General features: G+C 40.6%; 22 protein-coding genes and 1 riboswitch. Of the genes, 16 read left to right on the forward strand and 6 right to left on the reverse strand.

What is annotated here, in order from left to right; translation table 11 throughout:
• Positions 1 to 18: 18 nt before the first annotated feature.
• The gene (locus RL70_RS17245; protein ID WP_231567245.1) at positions 19 to 192 is read right to left on the reverse strand and encodes a hypothetical protein; all 174 of its coding nucleotides are present in this window, start codon (positions 190 to 192) and stop codon (positions 19 to 21) included.
• A gap of 144 nt (positions 193 to 336) precedes the next feature.
• Here RL70_RS17245 and RL70_RS06775 point away from each other — a divergent pair, with 144 nt between their 5' ends.
• From RL70_RS06775 to RL70_RS06820, 10 genes are all read left to right on the forward strand, one after another.
• Entirely contained in the window at positions 337 to 1,026 is a 690-nt protein-coding gene (locus RL70_RS06775; RefSeq protein ID WP_039042654.1) for a response regulator transcription factor, read from the forward strand.
• The gene (locus RL70_RS06780) at positions 1,004 to 1,183 is read left to right on the forward strand and encodes a hypothetical protein (RefSeq protein WP_039042655.1); all 180 of its coding nucleotides are present in this window, start codon (positions 1,004 to 1,006) and stop codon (positions 1,181 to 1,183) included. The genes RL70_RS06775 and RL70_RS06780 overlap by 23 nt, the downstream gene beginning before the upstream one ends.
• The gene (locus tag RL70_RS06785) at positions 1,180 to 3,405 is read left to right on the forward strand and encodes a HAMP domain-containing sensor histidine kinase (RefSeq protein ID WP_052245822.1); all 2,226 of its coding nucleotides are present in this window, start codon (positions 1,180 to 1,182) and stop codon (positions 3,403 to 3,405) included. The genes RL70_RS06780 and RL70_RS06785 overlap by 4 nt, the downstream gene beginning before the upstream one ends.
• 417 nt (positions 3,406 to 3,822) lie before the next feature.
• A complete protein-coding gene (locus RL70_RS06790) occupies positions 3,823 to 4,752 on the forward strand; it encodes an NAD-dependent epimerase/dehydratase family protein (RefSeq protein WP_039042656.1) in 930 nt (309 codons plus the stop codon).
• A 17-nt stretch (positions 4,753 to 4,769) separates the two neighbouring features.
• Complete coding sequence (locus RL70_RS06795; protein WP_039042657.1) at positions 4,770 to 5,540, forward strand: YveK family protein; 771 nt, start codon at positions 4,770 to 4,772, stop codon at positions 5,538 to 5,540.
• Positions 5,541 to 5,577: 37 nt separating this feature from the next.
• Positions 5,578 to 6,111 (forward strand): CpsD/CapB family tyrosine-protein kinase, encoded by a 534-nt coding sequence (locus RL70_RS06800; protein WP_039042658.1) that lies wholly within the window; start codon positions 5,578 to 5,580, stop codon positions 6,109 to 6,111.
• Positions 6,112 to 6,131: 20 nt separating this feature from the next.
• Positions 6,132 to 7,598 carry an oligosaccharide flippase family protein gene (locus tag RL70_RS06805; RefSeq protein WP_039042659.1) on the forward strand — a complete coding sequence of 489 codons (1,467 nt, stop codon included), beginning with the start codon at positions 6,132 to 6,134 and terminating at the stop codon, positions 7,596 to 7,598.
• On the forward strand, positions 7,585 to 8,823 hold the full coding sequence (locus tag RL70_RS06810) for an O-antigen ligase (RefSeq protein WP_052245823.1): 1,239 nt from the start codon (positions 7,585 to 7,587) through the stop codon (positions 8,821 to 8,823). Before RL70_RS06805 ends, RL70_RS06810 begins: the two co-directional genes overlap by 14 nt.
• A gap of 13 nt (positions 8,824 to 8,836) precedes the next feature.
• Positions 8,837 to 9,889 carry a glycosyltransferase family 4 protein gene (locus RL70_RS06815; RefSeq protein ID WP_039042660.1) on the forward strand — a complete coding sequence of 351 codons (1,053 nt, stop codon included), beginning with the start codon at positions 8,837 to 8,839 and terminating at the stop codon, positions 9,887 to 9,889.
• A gap of 65 nt (positions 9,890 to 9,954) precedes the next feature.
• The gene (locus tag RL70_RS06820) at positions 9,955 to 11,343 is read left to right on the forward strand and encodes a sugar transferase (protein ID WP_039042661.1); all 1,389 of its coding nucleotides are present in this window, start codon (positions 9,955 to 9,957) and stop codon (positions 11,341 to 11,343) included.
• Between the two features lie 28 nt (positions 11,344 to 11,371).
• Here the strand turns inward: RL70_RS06820 and RL70_RS18010 are convergent, their stop codons facing one another.
• A complete protein-coding gene (locus RL70_RS18010; protein ID WP_197054090.1) occupies positions 11,372 to 11,575 on the reverse strand; it encodes a hypothetical protein in 204 nt (67 codons plus the stop codon).
• A 275-nt stretch (positions 11,576 to 11,850) separates the two neighbouring features.
• Between RL70_RS18010 and RL70_RS18015 the strand changes: the two genes are divergently transcribed.
• From RL70_RS18015 to RL70_RS17490, 4 genes are all read left to right on the forward strand, one after another.
• Complete coding sequence (locus tag RL70_RS18015; RefSeq protein WP_197054091.1) at positions 11,851 to 12,540, forward strand: glycosyltransferase; 690 nt, start codon at positions 11,851 to 11,853, stop codon at positions 12,538 to 12,540.
• A 33-nt stretch (positions 12,541 to 12,573) separates the two neighbouring features.
• Positions 12,574 to 13,950, forward strand: coding sequence for a sugar phosphate nucleotidyltransferase (locus RL70_RS06830; protein ID WP_039042663.1), 1,377 nt, complete (start codon positions 12,574 to 12,576; stop codon positions 13,948 to 13,950).
• 16 nt (positions 13,951 to 13,966) lie between these two features.
• On the forward strand, positions 13,967 to 14,950 hold the full coding sequence (locus RL70_RS06835; protein ID WP_039042664.1) for a hypothetical protein: 984 nt from the start codon (positions 13,967 to 13,969) through the stop codon (positions 14,948 to 14,950).
• A gap of 275 nt (positions 14,951 to 15,225) precedes the next feature.
• Positions 15,226 to 15,311, forward strand: a riboswitch (cyclic di-GMP riboswitch).
• A gap of 20 nt (positions 15,312 to 15,331) precedes the next feature.
• Entirely contained in the window at positions 15,332 to 15,487 is a 156-nt protein-coding gene (locus tag RL70_RS17490) for an anti-repressor SinI family protein (RefSeq protein ID WP_082003345.1), read from the forward strand.
• Positions 15,488 to 15,763: 276 nt separating this feature from the next.
• On the opposite strand, the gene RL70_RS06840 is transcribed toward RL70_RS17490, so the two are convergent.
• Positions 15,764 to 16,099 (reverse strand): DNA-binding anti-repressor SinI, encoded by a 336-nt coding sequence (locus tag RL70_RS06840; protein WP_039042665.1) that lies wholly within the window; start codon positions 16,097 to 16,099, stop codon positions 15,764 to 15,766.
• A gap of 663 nt (positions 16,100 to 16,762) precedes the next feature.
• Between RL70_RS06840 and RL70_RS06845 the strand changes: the two genes are divergently transcribed.
• The gene (locus RL70_RS06845; protein ID WP_039042666.1) at positions 16,763 to 17,029 is read left to right on the forward strand and encodes a hypothetical protein; all 267 of its coding nucleotides are present in this window, start codon (positions 16,763 to 16,765) and stop codon (positions 17,027 to 17,029) included.
• 171 nt (positions 17,030 to 17,200) lie between these two features.
• On the forward strand, positions 17,201 to 19,108 hold the full coding sequence (locus RL70_RS06850) for a mechanosensitive ion channel (RefSeq protein WP_039042667.1): 1,908 nt from the start codon (positions 17,201 to 17,203) through the stop codon (positions 19,106 to 19,108).
• 44 nt (positions 19,109 to 19,152) lie between these two features.
• On the opposite strand, the gene RL70_RS06855 is transcribed toward RL70_RS06850, so the two are convergent.
• Genes RL70_RS06855 through liaF form a run of 3 tightly spaced genes read right to left on the reverse strand, consistent with a single transcriptional unit; the run spans position 19,153 to position 21,507 of the window.
• A complete protein-coding gene (locus RL70_RS06855) occupies positions 19,153 to 19,788 on the reverse strand; it encodes a response regulator transcription factor (protein WP_025783136.1) in 636 nt (211 codons plus the stop codon).
• Positions 19,763 to 20,809, reverse strand: coding sequence for a sensor histidine kinase (locus RL70_RS06860; protein WP_039042668.1), 1,047 nt, complete (start codon positions 20,807 to 20,809; stop codon positions 19,763 to 19,765). Before RL70_RS06860 ends, RL70_RS06855 begins: the two co-directional genes overlap by 26 nt.
• The gene (liaF, locus tag RL70_RS06865; RefSeq protein WP_039042669.1) at positions 20,806 to 21,507 is read right to left on the reverse strand and encodes a cell wall-active antibiotics response protein LiaF; all 702 of its coding nucleotides are present in this window, start codon (positions 21,505 to 21,507) and stop codon (positions 20,806 to 20,808) included. The genes RL70_RS06860 and liaF overlap by 4 nt, the downstream gene beginning before the upstream one ends.
• Between the last annotated feature and the right edge of the window lie 86 nt (positions 21,508 to 21,593).

Raw genomic sequence — 21,593 nt, forward strand, 5'->3', positions numbered from 1 at the left:
AAACGGGGGCATTATTAATCACCGTTTCGGTTTCTTCTGTTCTGTTCCTTGTCCAGCTGCTTTTTTCTTCTTCTTAGCTGCATCGTTCTGTCCAATTACATCAAAATCATCGGGACTCAAATCCATCCCGTATCCGAACTCTTCACGGCCCAGCTGATTTGCTTTCTGTTTACGTTTCTCCTCTTTATCCAATGGAATCACCTCCATTGAAAAGTATGTGCATCCTCAAAAGAATCATCCCCGAACACATCTTAAGAATTTCTTCATATTTTCCCTTCTCAAATGTTAAGAAGTCCCTGTTACAATAAAACTATCGAGCAAGAAAGAGGTGCTGACATGGCAGCAATGACGATTTTAGTGGCGGATGACGACAAAGAAATCCGTGATGGCATAGAGATCTATTTGAAAAACGAAGGGTATCGTGTACTAAAAGCAGCAGATGGAAGAGAAGCGTTAGATTTACTCGGCAAAGAAGAAGTTCACTTACTCATTCTCGACATCATGATGCCTAACATGGACGGGATAACGGCGACGTTCAAAATCCGAGAAGCCCAAAACGTTCCAATAATTATGCTCAGTGCGAAAGTCGAAGAGTCGGATAAAATCCATGGGCTTTCCGTAGGTGCAGATGATTATGTGTCGAAACCGTTCCAGCCGATGGAACTGATGGCGCGTGTGAAATCGCAGCTCCGTCGTTATGTTCAGCTCGGTACGTATGATGGTGGAACGACGCTTGAAATTGATGGATTGGTGTTGGACGAAGAAGCAAAAACGGTTACTCTCGAAGGTGCGCCGGTCAAATTGACGCCAACCGAATTCAAGATAACAGAGTTGCTTATGAAACATCCTGGACGAGTGTTTTCCATCAATGAAATCTATGAGCGAGTATGGAATGAAGAAGCGTATAATGCTGAAAACATTGTGGCTGTGCACATTCGTAAAATCCGTGAAAAGATAGAAGCCGATCCGAAAAATCCGAGATATATAAAGGTGGTGTGGGGTGTTGGGTACAAAATCGAGAAATAATGTTGCGTTCATCTGGTCAATTGTTTCCATTGTTATTGCATTCGGTAGCATCGCCTATTGCTTCCCGCATATTACCAACATTGCAAGTGACGGCATCGCCCGAACCACCCGAACGGTAACGTACTTCATCCAAATTATAAAAGGAGGCACTGTATGATGAAACGTTACACACCGATAATGATATGGGCAATACTAGTTGCGATTGCGGTTAGCGGACTCGTCACACTAACGAGCAGAGGACCTGAAATAATTTTTAAAAGCTATCCTCAATCCCAACAATTTCAAAATCATCTAACCGATATTTACGACGAACTCGGCAGAACTGTACTGAACCCTGTTGACTTGGAAGCGGTAGAGAAGAAACTGTCCGTCACACCTGCTGAAATCGATGAATACAGGACGTATTACGGCAGCTTGGCAGAACAAATTGATAACATCCAGATACAATACGAAGATCGCATTCGTGAAGCGGAAGCTAAGGCGACAGTCAAACAGGCGCTTGTGGATGAACGAGATGGGTTAATCGAAGATATTCGAAAGAATTTTGAGGATGACACCTATGTGGAAGAGAAGATTTTAAGTGGGAAAAAACGTCAATTGGCACAACTGGTACAGGATTATAAAAGTAGAACCAGTGCCCTAGGTATCCCGATTGTTTATGATTTGACTCCCGTTGAAGGCGGAGACACCCACAAGAAAGGGGAAGTCAACGATTCGTTTGGATATGAACGGATGTTTACTGAGAACACAGGATATTTAAAAGTTGCAGGCTTGAATTCTGATTTATATGGTGGCAACTACGAAGTCTCAACGTATAAAGACGAACTGTATAACGTGGCAGGTGTTGCATTGTCCAGTGAGGACATAAACGCAATTACTCCTTCTTCTATGCTATATAAAGGTACGGTCGCTGTTCCTTCTTCTGTATTCAAACAAGGTGGAGTGCTTTATGAAGAAGTGAAGGACTACAAGTCAATCAAGATTATGCTCATTATGTCAGGGATTGCAAGTATCGGAGCACTCATTGCGCTCTTTACAGTTTGGAAGTTCAAATGGACTTGGTTTGTAGATCTTCCATTTACGAAACGTTATGATTCGCTACGAATCGATTTGAAGGCTGGGATTTTTCTCATCCTATTGTTAAGTCTTTTGAATTTTTCACGCGAAGTATCTGGAAGACTGAATAACATGGCAAGCGGGGGTTATGCATTCAGTATTCCGAATGCAGTGTTCATCTTCGCCCTGGGTGCAATCGTCATCGCTTTACTTGCGTTCCAAATCGGAAATGCCATCACGCGTTATCAGGAACCGGGTACATTAGAAAATGAATTTAAGAACAGTTACACCATGCAGCTTGTGGCCAGCGTGAGAGAAGTGTTTTTAAACCGGTCCATTGCAATCCAGACCTTCATTTTGCTTTTCGGATTCTTCCTTGCGGGAGTTGGATTTATATTCGGGCTGTTCGAACCTATGCTCCTTCTGATATATGCAGTTTTTGTACTATTTCTAGGGTTTCCTGCTCTGTTCATCTACATTCGCCGCATGGGCTATTTGAGTAGAATCTTGAAGGCAACAGACGATATGGCAGCAGGAAGACTGAACAGTGATATCAAAGTGATTGGTCGTTCTCCTTTAGCTAAACACGCTGTCAATTTAAATAATCTTCGTGAAGGCGTAGAGCAATCAGTAAGCAGCCAAGCGAAAAGTGAGCGCTTGAAAACCGAATTGATCACCAATGTAAGCCATGATTTACGGACACCGCTCACATCGATCATTACGTACACGGATTTATTGAAAAACCCGAATTTATCTGATGAAGAGCGGGCGGAATACGTGGATGTATTAGACCGAAAATCCCAACGTTTGAAGACGCTGATCGAAGATTTGTTCGAAGTGTCTAAAATGTCGAGTGGCACGATGGAATTGTACAAACAACGAGTCGATCTCACGCAACTCGTGCAACAAGCAATTGGGGAACATACTGAGAAGATGGCTGAAATCCCACTTGATTTCAGGATTTCAGTACCTGAAGAACCAATGCCCGCCGTCCTCGATGGACAACGATGGTGGAGGATGCTAGATAACCTGATTGGCAACGCATTGAAGTATTCGCTCCCTGGTACACGGGTATTTGTAACGTTGCGTCAGGCTGGTGGTATGGCAGAACTAATCGTTAAAAACATTACAGCGTATGAACTGAATGAGAACGTGGATGAATTGTATGAACGATTTAAGCGTGGAGATGCGTCTCGTCATACGGACGGTTCTGGTCTTGGCCTTGCGATTGCTCAATCGATTGTTGACATGCATGGCGGCACGATGACGATTGACGTGGACGGGGATTTGTTTAAAGTGACGGTTCGTGTGCCGTTAGCTTGAAAAAACGTTGAGATTACTCGGATATCCAATAGGGTAGCAAAAGATATCCAACCACACAGTTATAGGATATAAAGGATTTGTAAATGAGCATTGCTTTTTAGCGATGCTTTTTTGCATTCAACAAATTAATTAATTCTCATGCATTCTATTAATGACTGTTCATTATAACGAATACATTGGTTCTTGAACTTAAATCCGTATATTTAAATGATCATTTTGTTCTTTATTAAGAATAAACAGTTCAAAATGCCTATTATTAATCACTAGTACGCGTGATATACTCTCAAAAGGATGTTCTTTATAAAGAACGTTTTAATTGGATATTCTTTGGGTGAGTTATAGAATGCGCGAATACTATACGTTTTCTAGTGAAACTCATAGAGTCTTGATTTTTTGAATGGGAGAGGAGCGATGTCGATGAGAGTACTGGTTACAGGCGGTGCAGGATTTATTGGTTCGTATGTTACTGAGGAATTGCTTTCACAGAGTCATGAGGTAGCAGTAGTCGATAATCTTTCGTCAGGTAAAATAGGTCAGGTTCCTGAAGGAGCTGTTCTCTATAAAGGAGATGTTAAGGGAAGGGAATTAGAGGGTTTTTTCTTCGAATTTCAACCGGATTGTGTGATTCACCTAGCTGCCCAAGTTTCTGTAGCCAAATCATTTCAAGCAACGCTTAATGATTGTGAAGAAAATATTATCGGCACCGTCAATGTCCTGGAGGCGTGTGTTAAATATAATGTGAAAAAAGTTGTCTTCTCTTCTACTGCTGCTTTATATGGTAGCCCCAATTACTTGCCACTTGATGAAGATCACCGAATTTCGCCCATTTCTTTCTATGGATTATCTAAAAAACATGCAGAAGAGTATATTAAAATGTTTTCCCTACTGTATGGATTCACATATACAATTTTGCGTTATGCCAATGTATACGGTATGAGACAAAACGCCGACGGAGAAGCTGGCGTTGTATCTATTTTCATTGATAGATTTTTAAATGATCAGCCTTTTGCTGTCCTTGGAGATGGAACCCAGACAAGGGACTTTGTCTTTGTAAAAGATGTAGCGAAGGCAAATGTGGCAGCGTTAACGAGTGGGGAAAATGAGGTGATTAATATTAGTACACAGCAGGAAATTTCTATAATGGATATTGTGAAAAAACTGAATGCAATAAGGGGAGAGAATAAAGAACCTGACTTTCATAACGAAAGGACTGGGGATATTAGGAAAAGTTGTTTAGCAAATAAAAAAGCGGAGGCTGTACTTGATTGGAAACCGTCTTATTCATTTGCAGAGGGGATAAAAGAGACCGTTGAGTATTACGAGAAAGAAATGCTTATACAAAGTTGATGGAAGGAGACGCTGTTATGCAAGGAGAGATGACTCTAAAAGATTTTTTTCAACTAATCAAGAAAAGAATCATTCTGATCAGCGTGACAGCCATTATATTAGTTACACTTACCGCACTCGCTTCTCTTTATATGTTTAAGCCGGTATATGAAGCTAAAGAATATATATTGGTCGGTAACTTACAAAATAAGAACCAAGAAAACTCCTATGAGGAAACACAGAAGATTCCTAGAATGTTGGCATCTACCGTGGATTTCATTAAGAGTCCCGTCGTTTTGAATACGGTGAAGGAAAGACTTGGTTTAATCGGAACGTCATTTGAAGAAAAACTAGCAATTGAAAACAACAAAGACTCTCAAATTATTGTCATCTCCGTTAGTGATCACGAAGAGAAAATGGCGAAAAGTATGGCTAAGACAACAGCCGCAGTTACTGTTGAAAAAATGAATAGCCTTCTTCAATTTGATCAGTTAAAAATCTTAGAAAAAAGTGACGAAGTAATTAAAAAAAATAATGAAACTGCTGCGCTGGCAATTTCTTTAATTATAGGCATATTTGCAGGTATTGGGCTAGCGGTCATTCGTGAACAATTGGACAGTTCCATAAAGCGAGAACGATCAGTTGAGGAGCTATTAGGTGTGCCACTTTTAGGGAGCTTTAAAGGGAAGGCAGAAATCAGAAAGAGCCATAAAGGAATGTATCCATATACACCACGCAATCATGAAGGGAGATCAGTGATTGTTCATGAAAAAGAAGAACAAGTGGATAAAGCAGCTTCCATCTCCTAGAAGATGGATGAGTACAGAACAAATAAGAATGATCAGAATGAACGTTCAAAATGAAATTAGCGATGAAAGAGCGGTTTTAATGGTGACATCTACAGAAGAAAATCAATGGCAATCGATGATTTCTTCAAAACTAGCCTGCTCATTCGCGGAATCTGGAAAAAGAGTTCTGCTGGTGGATGTGAACTTCAATCGACCTAGGATTCATCATCTGTTTGGCATTCAGAACGAGAATGGGCTAAGCGATATATTACGAGGAGAAGCGGGAGAGATTACTAAGGCATTTATAAAGGACTTGGATGTCCTTCCTGCCGGTTCCCACTCGATATACCTTGAAGGTTTGACTGAAATTGAACAGCTACTAGTTGCTTGGCAGCGTATTTATGATGTAGTCATTCTGGAAACACCAGCATTTCTAGATGCTGCGGATTCCCAAGCAATTTCTTTAGCGTGCAGCGGTGTCATCCTAGTTATTCAAGAAGGCCAAACAAAAGAAGAGGATGCTTTGCAAGTGAAGAAGGTATTGAATAGATCCAACACCCGGTTATTAGGAACCATTTATCAAACAAGTTGAAAATTTGTGGGTGAGGATAAATGACTAAAGAAAGAAAGAACTCTATTGGCAAAAATGTGTTTTATCTATTGTATAGTACTGTTTTTTCAAGTGGACTTAACGCAGTGACACTTGTGATTTTAGCGAACTACTTGAACTCACAAAGTTATGGGATGTTCAGCGTTGCTTTAGCTTATGCACTAATAATGGGCTACTGTACGGATGCTGGAATTAGTGTGGCAGTGCTGCGTGAAGGTTCCAAAAAGGAAGTAAGTCTATCTATGTTATTTTCTTCCTTCATTAAAATCAGGCTTGTATTGTTGGGATTTACATTGTTGGGTGGGTTCTTCCTAATCCAATTACTATATCAGAATCAGCCAGAGTTAATGAAGACCACATATTATTTGATGTTGCCCATGGTTACAGGATTGGCTTTACAGAGTATTAGCATCACTTATTTTCAACTAATAGAAGAGATGCAGTATTTAGGATATATCCGCATTTGTTCAGCTATCCTTCTAGTCAGCTCTGTTTTAACAGGCATGGCGTTATCGTTACATCCATACATGATTTGTCTGTTATATGGAAGCTCCTATTTACTGGCGGGAATTGTAGGAATTCGCTTGGTAAGAAAGAGAACTGTAATTCACTTTAAGCAAGCTTTTCATAAAGGGTTGTTAAAGAATGTGTTGTCTTACATTATAAGCGGTTTATTGGTCGTACTTCTCCCTCAGCTTGGACCTATTGTGTTGGAGCGGACATTAACCCTTACGCAAGTTGGGCTATTTGCTGTTGCCTATCGAATTCCTTCTGCGTTATATCAAATTCCAGGAGTACTTGCAGGGGCATTCTATCCTGCATTATTTAAAAGTTATAGCAGTAAAGGTACTAAGGAGCATTTACAACTAAATATACTGCAACTGAAAATGATGGCCCTAACAGGCATGGCAATGACGGTTTCCTTCTATTATATACCGGAAATCCTGATTCGATCTTTATTTGGAGAAGAGTGGATATATGCCTCTAATGCGTTGCAAATAATGTCTTTCTTACTAGTCCTGCAAAGTATGAATGTAGCACTGGCGGATGGGTTAACAACTAAAGCCTTGCATCATCGGAGAACCGCAATTCAAGCGTTTGCTCTCCTGTGCGGAATTGGTTTCTATATTGGGTTTAGTCGTCAGTACGGAATTGAGGGGGCGGCTTGTGCTGCAGTGGCGATTGAACTCGTATCGTTAACTGGATATTGGTTGTTAAATCCATCAAAGAAAACGTTGGCAGTTAAAGTGTTACTGCCCTATTGTTCGTTCTTTGCGAGTCTTTTTCTTGTTATCAATTACTTTTTATCTGCGAATCCAGTCATAGCTACGGCTCTTCATATATTATCCCTGGCAATGATCGTAATCATTGATAGAGAGTTACTGCGCAAGATAATGAACTTTGTTTTTAAAGCTAAAAAAGTAGAAACAGAGACGGTAGAGCGGGGGATTGAGAATGGGGTTTCTTAATGCTGTTACCCAAAAACAGCGGCATACCGGTCTGTTTATATTACTTTTCTTCTTTATGCTGAGTAATTATAACGTGTATATTGGGTTTTATTTAAAACCGTATATGGTCTTCTTAAGTTTGTTTTTACTCTTCCATCTTTCTACATTCTCATTCCAGAAAATGTACTCATTTGAAATAATGTTGGTCTTGTTTTATTTGTTTTACGGTTTTACTGGTGCGTTCTCCGCATATCCTTTAGCCAGTATCCGGATTATGGCAGGAATTGCTTTACTAATCGGTTTTTTTTTCATTTTAAAGTTTTTCTTGAGGTCGTTCTCAAACTTTGCAATACAAGAAGCGATTGCAAAAGCGGGTTTACTATTTAACACAATCAGTCTTCTTTTATATGCAATTGGTTTGAAAAAGATAGGGTTTCAAGCTATGGAGGAAATGACCGTCAGTTATGGTGTCCTCTTTGACAGGAGCTATCCACGTCTGGTGGGCCTGCTGCAAGACCCCAATCTTTATGTTTTTTATAATTCACTTTTCTTTGCTTATTTTTTAACGAATATGACCAGCTGGAGAAACAAAATAGGGTTAGCTTTATGTATGTTCACGACGGTCTTAACTTTTTCACGTGGCGGTATCTTGGCTATGCTCATAATTATTCTGACTTACATGGTTATATGCAATTCTTCAACAAGAAGGCGAACTATGACAACGATGGGACTAATCTTCATAGCAGCAGGTTACTTTGCTGTATTCATTATGAAAATCAATATCGGTGGGTTGCTTACGGGAAGAATTGCTGACTTTTCGAATGATGGAGGAAGTGGGCGATTTGAGCTATGGAGGCGGGCATGGGAATACTTTTTGGCACATCCTGTTATAGGGATTGGAGCAGATAATTTTATTGAATATAACAAAGTCTATTACGGAGAAAGCCTTTATACGCACAATACGTTATTACAAATTTTATCAGAATCCGGTCTTGTAGGGCTTTGTTTGTATCTACTATTTCTTCTTTTCGTTCTTGTCCATCTCATGAAGAGACATGTAATTAAAGAGCATCCTTATTTATTGTTAAGTTTTCTCGCATTTTTAATGCAAATTATGTCTCTATCTTTAATTATCCATGAAGTATTTATTCTGTACCTTGCTATTCTCTCGGTAACTCTGCAAAGGGCAGAGAACGTGCATTTTGAACAGAAACATAAGGTGGCGACCATTCAACTGACCACCTAGGAGGCTGAACGATATGAATGTGTTATTAATGACGGATAAGCTGATAACAGGTGGAGCTGAAAATTATTTTTGTAAATTAGAAAATATGTTAACACACCCTGAGATTGAATTTTATACGGCAGCTGGAAGTGGCGAGTTGTTCGAGACCATCAACAATAAAGAACAGTTTATTCATCTATCTCGAAATAACCATGTTGCCAACCTGTCAATCATTAGAAGGAATGTATTGGAACACAAGATCGATCTGGTTCATGCAAACAGTCTCCGAATGGTCTTGTATGCTGTGGCATTGCAGAAAATCCTCAAGAAAAAGATGAAAATTATCTATACAAAGCATAATGTCACGATGTTGGAAAAGGGCTATCGTTTTGCGTTTGCACGGTTGTTAAACCGTCATGTCCATCGAATTATAACTGTTAGTGAAGATGAAAGAGAAAACCTTTTGCAACTTGGTATTCAGGCTGACAAGATAACGACCGTTTATAACGGGGTAGACATAGATCAATTTATGTATCACAAAAAAGAGCAAAGAGAAACCTTTAAAGTCGGTATATTGGCGAGGCTTTCTCCAGAAAAGAATCATGATTTGTTTCTGGAAATCGCGAAGAAACTTAACTATGATCCGAACATCCAATTCTATATAGGGGGAGAAGGTCCCGAATACACAAAGATTCTTCAAATGATTAAAAAGTCAGGACTAACTCAACGGGTAAAAATGCTGGGCGACATTAAGGAGCCCGTAGACTTTATTCGTGAAATGGATGTACTCCTTTTAACTTCCCATCGCGAAGTATTTCCAATGGTTATTCTTGAAGCGATGGCAGTTGGTACTCCAATCATTTCCGTAAGTGCAGGCGGTATTAAGGAAGCTATTAGTAGCCCGGACTTGGGATTTCTTGTCCCAGACTATTCAGTGGAGAGCTTTTGCAATCACATTACATGGATGAAAGATCATCAAGAGCTAAGAAAGGAAATCTCTGAGGCTGCACGTGATCGTGTACAGAAGAACTTTACTTTAGAAAAAATGATTAGCGAAACAATGAGGGAGTATTTAGTAGAAAGATAGAGATGAAAATTTCCACCGTTTTCTTAAGCTGTCGAAAACGTTACGAATTGGGAAGGGTGGTCGCAATGATCAGAGATAGCGAAAAGCGTTTTGTCAAAATGGCGCTTGTACTATTCGATGTCGCTTTAATTCATTTAGGATATATAACTGCATATTGGCTGTTGAAAGGATCAGTTGCACCTTTGCATGACGCACAAGTAGTAACTTTCATGTCAGCAATAGCATGTTTTGTTTTGTACTTTTTTGGCTTTTACACGGATTTGAAACGAAAGGGATTCAGTCAGATAATCTATACGAATATATTTTCGTTGGGAATTGTGGCATCTTTATTGACCTTGGCTGGCATATATACACCGATGATGTTTCTATCGCTGGAAGTTGTTATCACCGGTTGTTTTATTCATACCATTTTTTTAATAGGAAGCCGTTTTATTATTTGGAGAGTAATTAAAAAGATTCATGGAATGAAAAAGGTAATGATTTTCGCTAGTGATGAAAATAGTGGAGTTTCCTTAGCTAATAAACTTCTGTCGCACCGTAAGGGATGGTTCGTTGTCAGTGGATTAGTTATTTTAAATGAAAGAAAAAGACTTGAAGACTTTTTAGAAGGGGTCGACGTGTTCCTTATCAGCCCATCAGTTGATGAAAAGCAAAGAAGAGAGCTTGTTAGTCTTTGCATAAAGCATGAAAAGGAGGCATTGATTGTACCTCAGTTCTTCGAATTGTTTATTCACGGGTCCACCTCTCAGCAAGTGGATGATAGGTTAGTTCTCTCTATTCCATCGATTAAGACTAGTAGAGGAAAACGTGGTGTTAAACGAGCTTTCGATCTAATTGTATCCTTTTCATTACTCGTTGCGATAAGTCCTGTCATGTGTTGTCTATGGATCTTGATCCCGCTGACATCTAAGGGACCAGCGTTATTTAAGCAAGAAAGGCTGGGGATGAGTGGTAAGCCGTATCAAATTTATAAATTCAGAAGCATGGTACGAGATGCGGAAAAAAATACGGGGCCTGTGCTGGCTGTAGAGTATGATTCGAGGATAACGACGGTCGGTAAATTGCTTCGAGCTACGAGGCTAGATGAGTTACCACAGTTATACAACGTCCTGAAAGGAGAGATGAGTCTGATAGGGCCGAGGCCCGAAAGAAAGTATTTTTGTGACCAGTTCCAACAGGAGTTTACAGAATATTCTTACAGAATGAACGTTAAGCCAGGTATAACTGGTCTTGCACAAGTAATGGCGAAGTATACGACAACTCCTGAGGATAAGCTTCGCTTTGATTTGCTGTATATTCGTCACTATTCTTTTGGAAATGATATCAAAATATTACTCCAAACAATTCGGATACTCTTTCAAAGGGAGCAGGCAGAAGGGTTGAAAGTGACAGCCAAACAGGACGAAAAGAAGCTATTGCAGTCGATTGGTAATAACCAGGCTGCTGGCTTATAAAGGGGATATCGCATGAACATTCTATTCATTACTCATCGAGTACCAAAGGTTCCCGGAAAAGGGGATCAAGTAAGAGCTTTTCAACAGATGAAAAGTCTAGTAAGCAATGGGCATACTGTTCATTTTCTATTTCAAGAAAATGACGAGGCACATTGGTGCTGTGCTTCTTCCCTAATAGATGGAAGCCCTGAAGAAAAGGATAGGCTGAAAGCAAAGAATAATCACCTTTCAATCATTAGAAGCTTCCTTCTGAAGGGATATCCGTTAAGTGTATCCCTCCATTCATTTCCGATTTTAACTGTATTCCTTAAAAATATATTAAGCCAAATGCATTATGATGTCATACACATTCAATCTAAAGTACTTCACAACTTTTCTTCTCTGGACATTCCACATTCAACACTTGTGGTTGATTATATCGACGCTATCAGCCTGAATTTGGAAAGGAGAGCTCAGTGGACAAAGAATCCACTTGAAAGATTAGCCGTTGGGGGAGAACTAGGAAGAATGAAAAAGTATGAAAAATTCGTTGATGCACAAGGTTCTAAAGCAATTATCACTTCCCCGGCGGATAAAGAATATCTTCACCCGAAACGCTATGGAGATATAAATGTGGTACCTAACTATATCGATTTATCGTACTTTCATATGAATCGTTTAGAAAATAAAAAGAATGCGTTGGTGTTTACGGGGACGATGAACTATGCCCCGAATGTAGACGCAGCTATAAGACTTGTGAAAGATATCTATCTTCCTCTCAAAGAAAAATTCCCGGATCTGGAATGTTGGATAGTAGGTGCAAATCCTTCATCTGATGTTCAAAGGTTAGGCAAAATTAGTGGTGTCGTAGTAAGCGGCTTCGTGGAAGACATTAGACCATGGCAATGGAAGGCAGCTGTCTATGTTTGCCCACTCCGTTTCGGTGCAGGTCAACAAAACAAAATATTGGAAGCAGCGGCTCTTGGTTGCTCAATTGTTATGAGTACCATTACAAATGCAGGTATTGGTTTTACACATCAGGAAGAGGCACTCGTCTGTGAGGATAATGAAGAGTTTATAACATGTACCGAACAAGTTTTGCGCGACAGGGAATATGCAAATTCTTTAGCCGAGAGAGCGAGGACGTTTGTATCCAATCATTTTTCAGAGCAGATCGTGACGGATCGATTAATCGAGGCGTATAAAGAAACAATCTAGTGTCAAAAAAATTGATGGAATAGGGGAGCTTAAATGGAACTAATCTTACTTTCAGGTGGATCAGGAAAACGTTTGTGGCCACTATCGAATGAGTCAAGATCAAAACAATTTCTGCAAGTGCTCGCTGATGAGAGAGGACAGCTGGAATCCATGGTGCAGAGGGTCTGGAGGCAGCTGGATAAGGCGGGTCTACAAAAATCCACCATAATTGCTACAAGCAAATCCCAAGTAGATATGATTCAAAGTCAGATCGGTGCACAAATTCCCCTTATTATTGAACCGGAGAGAAGGGATACCTTTTCAGCGATTGCCTTGGCGGCAGTCTATCTATATTCCGTAAAAGGTGTGGACGTACAAGAAGTGATTGGAGTACTTCCTGTTGACCCCTTTGTTGAAGAACGTTTTTTTCAGAGAGTGATTGATTTAGAAGATGCATTACTATCTTGTGATGCTGAACTCGCCTTAATAGGGGTAGAGCCCACATTCCCGTCTGAAAAATATGGGTATCTTTCTCCTAAATCAGATGGTCATCAAGGAAGTTACATTGAGATAAGTAATTTTAAGGAAAAACCGTCTAAACAACAGGCGGAAAACTTAATAAAGCAACAGGCGTTATGGAACACAGGAGTATTTGCATTCAAGTTAGAATTTATCCTTTCCATTCTTGAAGAACGGGGCTTGCCAATCCAATACGAGGAATTATATGAACACTATTCACTTCTGCCGAATAGGTCATTTGATTATGAGGTCGTAGAAAAAGCAAATAAAATAGTGGCGATTCCTTATAACGGGTGTTGGAAAGACCTGGGTACTTGGAACACACTCACTGAAGAAATGTGTACAAATCAAATGGGTACTGGAACCATGACTAAGGATTCTACAAATACACATATGATCAATGAATTAGACATTCCAATTATAGCAATTGGTGTTAAAGATCTTATTATCGCAGCGAGCCCTGACGGCATTCTGGTATCGGATAAAAGAGAAAGTCCTCAAGTGAAAGCACTATTAGAAGGTGTTGAGCAAAGGCCGATGTATGAAGAAAGACGCTGGGGATGGTATCGTGTCCTTGACTATACGAAGGTGGAAGACGGGGAAGAGGTTTTGACAAAGCGGATTTGCATAAAAGCCAACAAAAACATTAGCTATCAGAACCATAGGTATCGTCGGGAAATTTGGACCATCATTAAAGGGAAAGGTGAATTTGCCCTTGACGGTGAACTCTATTCTGTAAATGTCGGGGATGTACTTCATATCCCAATTGGTGCTGAGCATGGTTTAAAGGCAATTACAGATTTAGAATTTATTGAAGTTCAATCGGGGACAAAGCTGATAGAAGAGGATATATTTCGCATATACATGGAATGGGATGAGGTGGTGAAGCATTGTAGCGTTGTTGTGAGCTAGGAAAGTAGATGAGTAAATGGAGATTAAAGATGTATGCATAAGATGGATAGCTATAATTGTCATCAGCAGTGCCGTTATCCTTTATTTAATGTTTAACAACGAGATGTGGGGGAGAGCAAATGTGGAGCGAAGTAACCTAAACCTACCGGAGGACACAGTTGCTGTAGAAGATTTTATAACAAATGAGAATGGTCAAACAGAAGATTATTCAAAGGCAATTCAGTCGGCTATTGATTTTTGTGCAACGCAAAAGAAAGAAAAAGTGAAGTTGAAAGCCAATAAAATATATACAATAAAGTCTGGTTTTACCGTGAAGGAAGGAGTAGAACTAGAGTTTGGAAGTAATTCCGTAATCGTGGTGAAAGGGAATTATCGAGTGTTGACGGTTGAAAAAGATGCGGTCATTAGGAATGGGACTATCCAAGTAATGGATCCAACCTTTCAAGCAGAAGTTATATTTCTAAAAGGCCAGGATCAGTATGATGCTACAAATAAAACGCGAGTTGAAAATATGACAATCATTAATAAAAGTAAAAACTACAATGGCACGGGGCTTTCATTATATGCTAAAGGAAAGTGGCACAATATTAGCTTCGTCCAGTTTGAAAATATCTCAATCGTGGGATTTAAAACAGCTATTCAACTAAAAGCAGAGAATCCAGGAGCTGGCACATATAGCTGGATTAATGCTAATCGCTTTGAAAATATGACGATAGATGATTGTGTGTTAGGTATACAAATAATAGGTTCCATGACAATCCCCAACGAATGTTCAGGTAACCTTTTCACGGGATTGCAAGTGCAACTAACCGAGAAAACAAAACAAATAATAAAAGTAGACGGTTCATATAATAAATTTGAAGGAATGGTTTGGGATGCGCAACGTATTAATGGTTCGAATCCACTTGTGCTATTTACAGCTAAAACCGAATACAATAAATTAGATATGAATGTGGCGACTAAATCTTTAAGCGACAAAGGGCAAAATAATCAGTATTAGAGAATAACTTAACACTGTCATTTGAATCTATGCGATATTAGCTTCAATCGACCACCTGCCATCGCGGGTGGATTTTTACATACTAGTGGTTGAGTTAACCTCTATGTCTGTAGGTAACACAAGGAACCGAGATTATACTTAACGCTACAAATAAAGTGCTTAATTAACTGTATTAATGGAACTGTTTGAAAAATAATGCCTACCCATTAACATTCGTCAATATTGTCATTTTGAATTTTCCTATATGATAGTGGTAATTAGGTATAAGTACCAAATCATAGAAAAGGCAAACTTACTTAAAAGTAAGGACGCAAAGCTTCAGGTCTAAGGGGAAAGTTGCTATGACGGCTGAGCTACCTATCCTATTAGGGGGATTTTCTGATGAAGAACGATCGAGAGATGTTGGATGGGGAATGGGTGTTCTTGATGAAGAAAGCAAAAAATCTAGGTGTCTCTCCGGAGGAAGTAAGAGAGTTCCTAAAAAATGTGAAGTTGAAGGAAACGAATGATGGATTCCCAAAGGAAAAGGCAAACTAGCAGTCTTATGGAATGCTAGTTTACGTAAAGAGAGAGGTTAAGTCCAGAAATGTAAAATCGGTCTTGAAAATAAAAAGTTCGCAATCATTTTGTGGATTTCATCCTTATGAACAATCAGGACTGACATGGTTGGACACCTAAACTACAGATTGCTAAGCTACTTGTGATTACAGCACGCAACCATCAGATTTCACATCACTGCAGCTCCCCTTGCGTTAACAGAACAGCTACTTCTAACTTTAGACACACATCCTAAGGGACTCACGATAATAGACGTTAGTTATTGTCGTGGGTAGACTTCTGCCATTTTTGGAATTCCAAATACTGTTTGAACTGCTCTTTGCTAATTCCAGAATCCATTGCCTCTTTGGCTAACTCTAGCCACTCAATGTCCAAATCCTCTTCTTGAGCCTCATCTTCAAGAATTAACTTCTCAACACTGACATCTAGAACTGCAGCTATTTTGTTTAAAAATTGAATAGAAGGATTTAATTGTAGTTGTCGCTCGACTGAAGAGATATAGGATTTTGCTACACCAGCTCGATTTGCCAATTCAGTTAACGACAATCCTTTTATCATCCGAAGTTCGCGAATTCGCTTTCCGATAGACATTATAATCACCCTTAGTTATGCAAAAACTAAATTTTATCACTAGCATCGCATGAATTTTACGTACAGGACTTGCAATAATCAGGTTTATTAAATAAAGAAGTATGGTATAAAAACCTATTGAAATAGGTCTATGGTATTTGTTTATGGTTATGACTATAAAGTACCAATTGGAAGCTATGACTTTACAAAAATCATGTGAACTGTGATTATTTCCTGTTCTTGTTAAAGAACAGGGGATGCACATCGTTTAAAACTACTATACAAAGAAGATGCACCTGCTGTCAATTTGAACATTTCACAGAAGGCTGTGTAGCGTTTGATGAGTAGTATGGCGAGAGTACGTAGGTGAGAGCAGCATAGATTACCAATGGGAGATTGGTCTTGAGAATTCAGCATTTCTTAAAATGGATCCAAAAAACTTACTATATTTGGAAGACGGAGTACTATGGAATTGTACAAGCAGTCTGTTAATATTTTGTAGCATGTGTAACAAGCAATTGAAATAAAAGGTGAAGCGACGGTCCGTATGCCGTTAGCTTAACTGAACGATAATGAGAGGGGGGTAGTATACAGTTTTTTGTGTTTGAACTTATATATTATAGGGAATTATAATTAGATAACTGGAGTAGTTAGCTTAACTAAGTTGAAGAGGGGGAGGATGGAATGACCATTAAAGACGGGAAATATCCAAACAAAGAAGACTTGGAACCCAAAGTGCCGAAACAAGGGAAACCAGCAGGACCTGCGGATGAGTTACCATTGTCGGATCCTGCCGATTCGAATTTCACCCAGGAGTTTCTGGAAAACGAACGCGAAAAAACAGGGGAGCATGCGCCTTCTGTATTTAAGGAAAGTGAAGAGAAGTCCTCTGAACGTAATCATAATGAAAAAGCCCACACGGAATGGAACGAATCTAAACGCAACACATAAGCCAGCTGACGCAACCAGTCAGCTGGTTTTCTAATGCTTAGCTTATCAACCGCATAGGTCCATTTTGAATGAACTCTTGGCTTCTATTTAGGAAACTTATATTTAGCAGGTTTACCAATCTCCATTTGTAGGAATAGATGACTAGACTATTTACTAGAATGGAGGATCTTAATGTTCCGAGACCCGTATTATTCAAACCTTTTCAGCTGGCTACCAGATCTACTGCTCGGCATTATTGTACTTATCATTGGTTTTATCATTGCTAAAGTTGCCGAAGGCGCAGTTGTGAAAGCTATGAAAAAAGGTCACATGAATGAACGTTTAAACATGCAACACCAAAAGTGGAGTGCTGACCGAATTGCCGGCAAGATTGTATTTTTCGGTATTTTACTACTCACCATCCTCATCTTCTTTAATATTATGAACCTCAACACAATTTCTTCACCATTCCTGGATGTGTTTGCAGGACTAAGCGGTGCGGTACTTGGAATTCTAAAAGCAGGTCTTATCCTGCTGCTAGCTTGGGTGTTTGCAACCCTCGTGAAAAAGCTGATTCTGTCTGCAGGACATAAAGTGAATGTACACAAATATGTCTCTAAAGTAGGCGGATCTGCAGAATCAGTCGATAAAGCACAGTGGATTTCGACGGCTGCGAACGTTGCATTCTATTTGATTTTACTTCTGTTTATCCCAGCGGTATTGAATGCGCTTGGTTTAAGTGGAGTAAGTGGTCCGTTTGAGAACTTATTAACTGGATTTGTCGCATTTATCCCTAAGCTCGTTGGTGCGGCACTAATCTTTGTAGTAGGTATCCTGATCGCTAAAATTGTTCGCATGATTGTGACGAAGTTGCTCGAATCAATCGGTGTAGACAAAGTTGCGGATAAATTGAAGGTTTCATCTGCTGTAAAAGGGACAAGTATTTCAAAAGTGATCGGAACCATCGTGTTCGTACTAATCTTGATTCCTGTTACCATTTCAGCACTTGAAGTACTAGACTTAGAAGGGATTTCCCAGCCTGCGATTGCCATGTTGAATGACATTATGGTGATGCTTCCTAAAATCATCGTAGCGATTGCATTGATTCTCGTTGGTGTGTATGTGGCGAAATGGATTAAAGGGATTGTGGAAACGTTACTTGCAAATCTTGGCGTAGACTCCCTATCCAATAAGATGGGTGTGAAGTCAACAAACCGTTCTGGTAGTTTTACAGTTTCATCTGTTATCGGAACGATTGTACAAATTGTAGTGATTCTATTATTTGTTGTAGAAGCGCTTCAAATTGTACAACTTGCGTTTATGGTGACTCTGGCAACTGCGATTTTCGCTTACTTGCCAATGGTACTTGCTGCAGTACTAATTCTAGCAGTCGGGTTCTGGCTTGCGAACCTTGCAGAGAAATTCATCGGAAGTGTTATGCAAACGAAGCAAGGGAATCCACACATTCTCCGCTACGTCGCGAAATACGCTATCTTAGCGTTCGCGTTCTTCATGGCGCTTAGTCAGCTTGGGATTGCACCTGCGATCATCAATGCTGCATTCATTCTCATCCTAGGTGGCGTTGCACTTGCATTTGGTCTGGCATTTGGACTGGGTGGACGCGATCACGCATCTCGTTACTTGTCTAAGATGGAGTCCAGCTTGCAAGATGTAGATGTTTCGAAAGAAGGTTGGGAACAGCAAAAAGAAGAAATGAAACATGATGCAGAGCAAGCGAAGCAACAAGCAAAACAAGGAATGAATACTACAAAAGCTCAAGTTGAGCGTGAAAAGGAACAGCTGAAACGAGCAACTGAACAAGCTCCCCCAGTTCCTCCTGCCGACGATTTCCCGGGAGACACTGAAGCAGGGTTAACAGGACCTGCACATTCTGATGTGAATGACGTCCCGCCAGCTGAGAACTTTGGAGGGAATGATCCAATTTCGTTCATGGAAGATGATGTGGATACGGGCTATAACGAAGTGGAACCAGGAGAAGAATATCCATATGGTGACCACGATCAGAAGAGCCGCTTCAACAAAGAAGCTCATGAGCAATGGAACAATCAGAAGCCTAAAGATGATCACAATCACGAATGATGACAAAAAACGCGCAGTAGGGGATACCCCTGGCTGCGCGTTTTTCATTGGACTAATTTATGATGAAATGCATAAATGACCGCCTGCGTACGGTCTTGTACTTCGAGTTTTGACAATACATTACTGACGTGTGTCTTAACAGTTTTCAAGGAAATGAATAATTCATCCGCGATTTCTTGATTGGACTTTCCTTGAGCGAGGAGTAACAACGTTTCTAGTTCGCGCTGAGTCAACTCTTCGTGAAGAGGTTGGTCAGATCCGCCACTCCGCATTTTCTCCATCATTTTGACCGTCACTTCCGGTTCCAGAACCGTTTGGCCTTGTACGGTTTCGCGGATCGCTTGGGCAATACGCTTAGCGTTTGACGTCTTTAAAATGTAACTGGCAGCACCTGCTTCGAGTGCTGGATAGACTTTATCGTCATCTAAAAAACTTGTAACAACGATAATTTTGGCTTCTGGCCATTGTTGAATAATAGCCTTTGTTGCTTCAGCACCGGTCATGATTGGCATGACCATGTCCATTAAAATGATGTCCGGTCGCAATTCAAGTGCTTTTTCAACCGCTTCGCCACCGTCGACTGCTTCTCCAACGACTTCCATATCAGGTTGAGTCCCTAGATATGCAGATACTCCGATGCGAACCATTTCATGATCATCCGCGAGTAGTACGCGTATCATGCGCTTCCTCCTCCTCTGTCCTAATCGGTAATTTCACTTCTACAATCGTTCCTTGCGAAGGGACGGATACAATTTTGCACACGGCACCAATTTCAACGGCACGCTCTTTAACGTTCTGAAGACCATACGAGCCACCCTTACCGCCCGATTCACTAAATCCGACACCGTTATCTTGTACGCGGAAAATCGCCAGACCCTCCCGTTCGATGAAGACTACGTCGACTTCCGTGGCTTGTGCATGACGGAGGGTGTTCGATAAGGTTTCCTGTGCGATGCGGAACAAATGATCTTCTGCACCTTTCGAAAGGGGGACGTCTTCAAGTCGGAATCGAATGGTAAACGTTACTTTTTCCTGCAGTTCCGTCAGCAATTCCTCAAGTCCTTCTTTCAGTGATTTACTATTAAGGACTGCAGGACGTAAATGTAGCAGTAACGCGCGCATCTCGAGTTGTGCTTGTTGGACCATTCGTTCCACTTGGAGTAGTGGTTTTTGGAGCGCTGTTTCTTCGGGTTGCTCTGTAAGTGACGACAACAGCATCGATGCTGCGAACAATTGCTGGGAAACGGAGTCATGAAGGTCGCGAGCGAGACGTTGCCGTTCTTCAATCAATCGCTCCTGGATAATCTGGTCTTGGTCCTCAGCCCGTTGATCAGTAATTCGCTGTAAGCTCCGTTTCTGTGTATCCAATACTTCTGACACGGAAGCTATTGTTCGATTTAGTTTGCGGGAGATGCTTTTATTCGAAGGGGCGGTTCCTTCTTCTGCGAGCTGGTTGAGTGTGCGTTCAATTGTCTTTTCCTTTGAGCGCGCAATGTTGTAGATCCAAATCGAAAACAACCAGCCGAGAGTAATGGGAATGACAAGCAACCAAACTCCTACGGGCACATCCAGGAGATTTTGGTTGTACAGATATTCCCATTCAAATGATGGAGGGTATTCAATGATGTAATAAACCCCGCCGGCACAAACAGCGACGAATAGTGTGGATAGTAAGATTCCACGCCAAAAGAGTCCGGTCATTTTCGAATCACCTCGACATCCCCAAATCGGACAGATATTGAGATGATGAGTTCAGCTTCTGTACCAATTGCGCGGTCATATCCATCTTTCATATGGATGGATTCGTTCAACAATCGCTTGGGGGGTAAATCGAACAGACGACATTCACCAAATAAGACTGAGCTATGGATTCGTACGGGCAAATCGTACGGTAATTCGATTTTAACACGTCCCAGTCCTTGCCTGATGGAGATGAAGGAAGTCTGCTTCGGCAGCACCGTGTCTGTTACATCAATATAGAAGTCTCCAACGATTCCTTGTACGTGTACGTCTTGCCATTCATAGGAAGTGAATGGAGTCGACTGGCTGGAGAAGAGTCGGTCTTTCCAAATACCGTTCTGTGTTTCTCGGGTGGTTTCTTTTAAAGGACGCATAATTTCTTCTGCCGGCGTCCCTTTCCACAATCGGATAACCAGATAAATGAGCAAACCGAAAATGAGTAAACGTAAACTCCATAACGAAAGCAAGGCAATCACGATGAATATGCCACCTGTTATGACGAGCCATTTAGAGCGACGCTGAAGTCCGAAGTACATGGCAATGGCACCGAGAAAGAAGAAGATGACGTTCCCGTTTCCAAACAAACCAGCTTCCACAAATACAAGGAGTGCAAACGCCATAACCCACAATGTAGTCCGTTCTGTTTTGCTCCGCTTCATTCTACTTCCTCTCCTTTCTCAATGTCAGTACTTTACTAAGGGTGGAGGCGATCTCGGATCACCGGGCAACTCGCTCGTATCGCCGG

This window comes from Sporosarcina sp. ZBG7A, assembly GCF_000813425.1.
In the GTDB taxonomy this organism is placed as follows: Bacteria; Bacillota; Bacilli; order Bacillales_A; family Planococcaceae; genus Sporosarcina.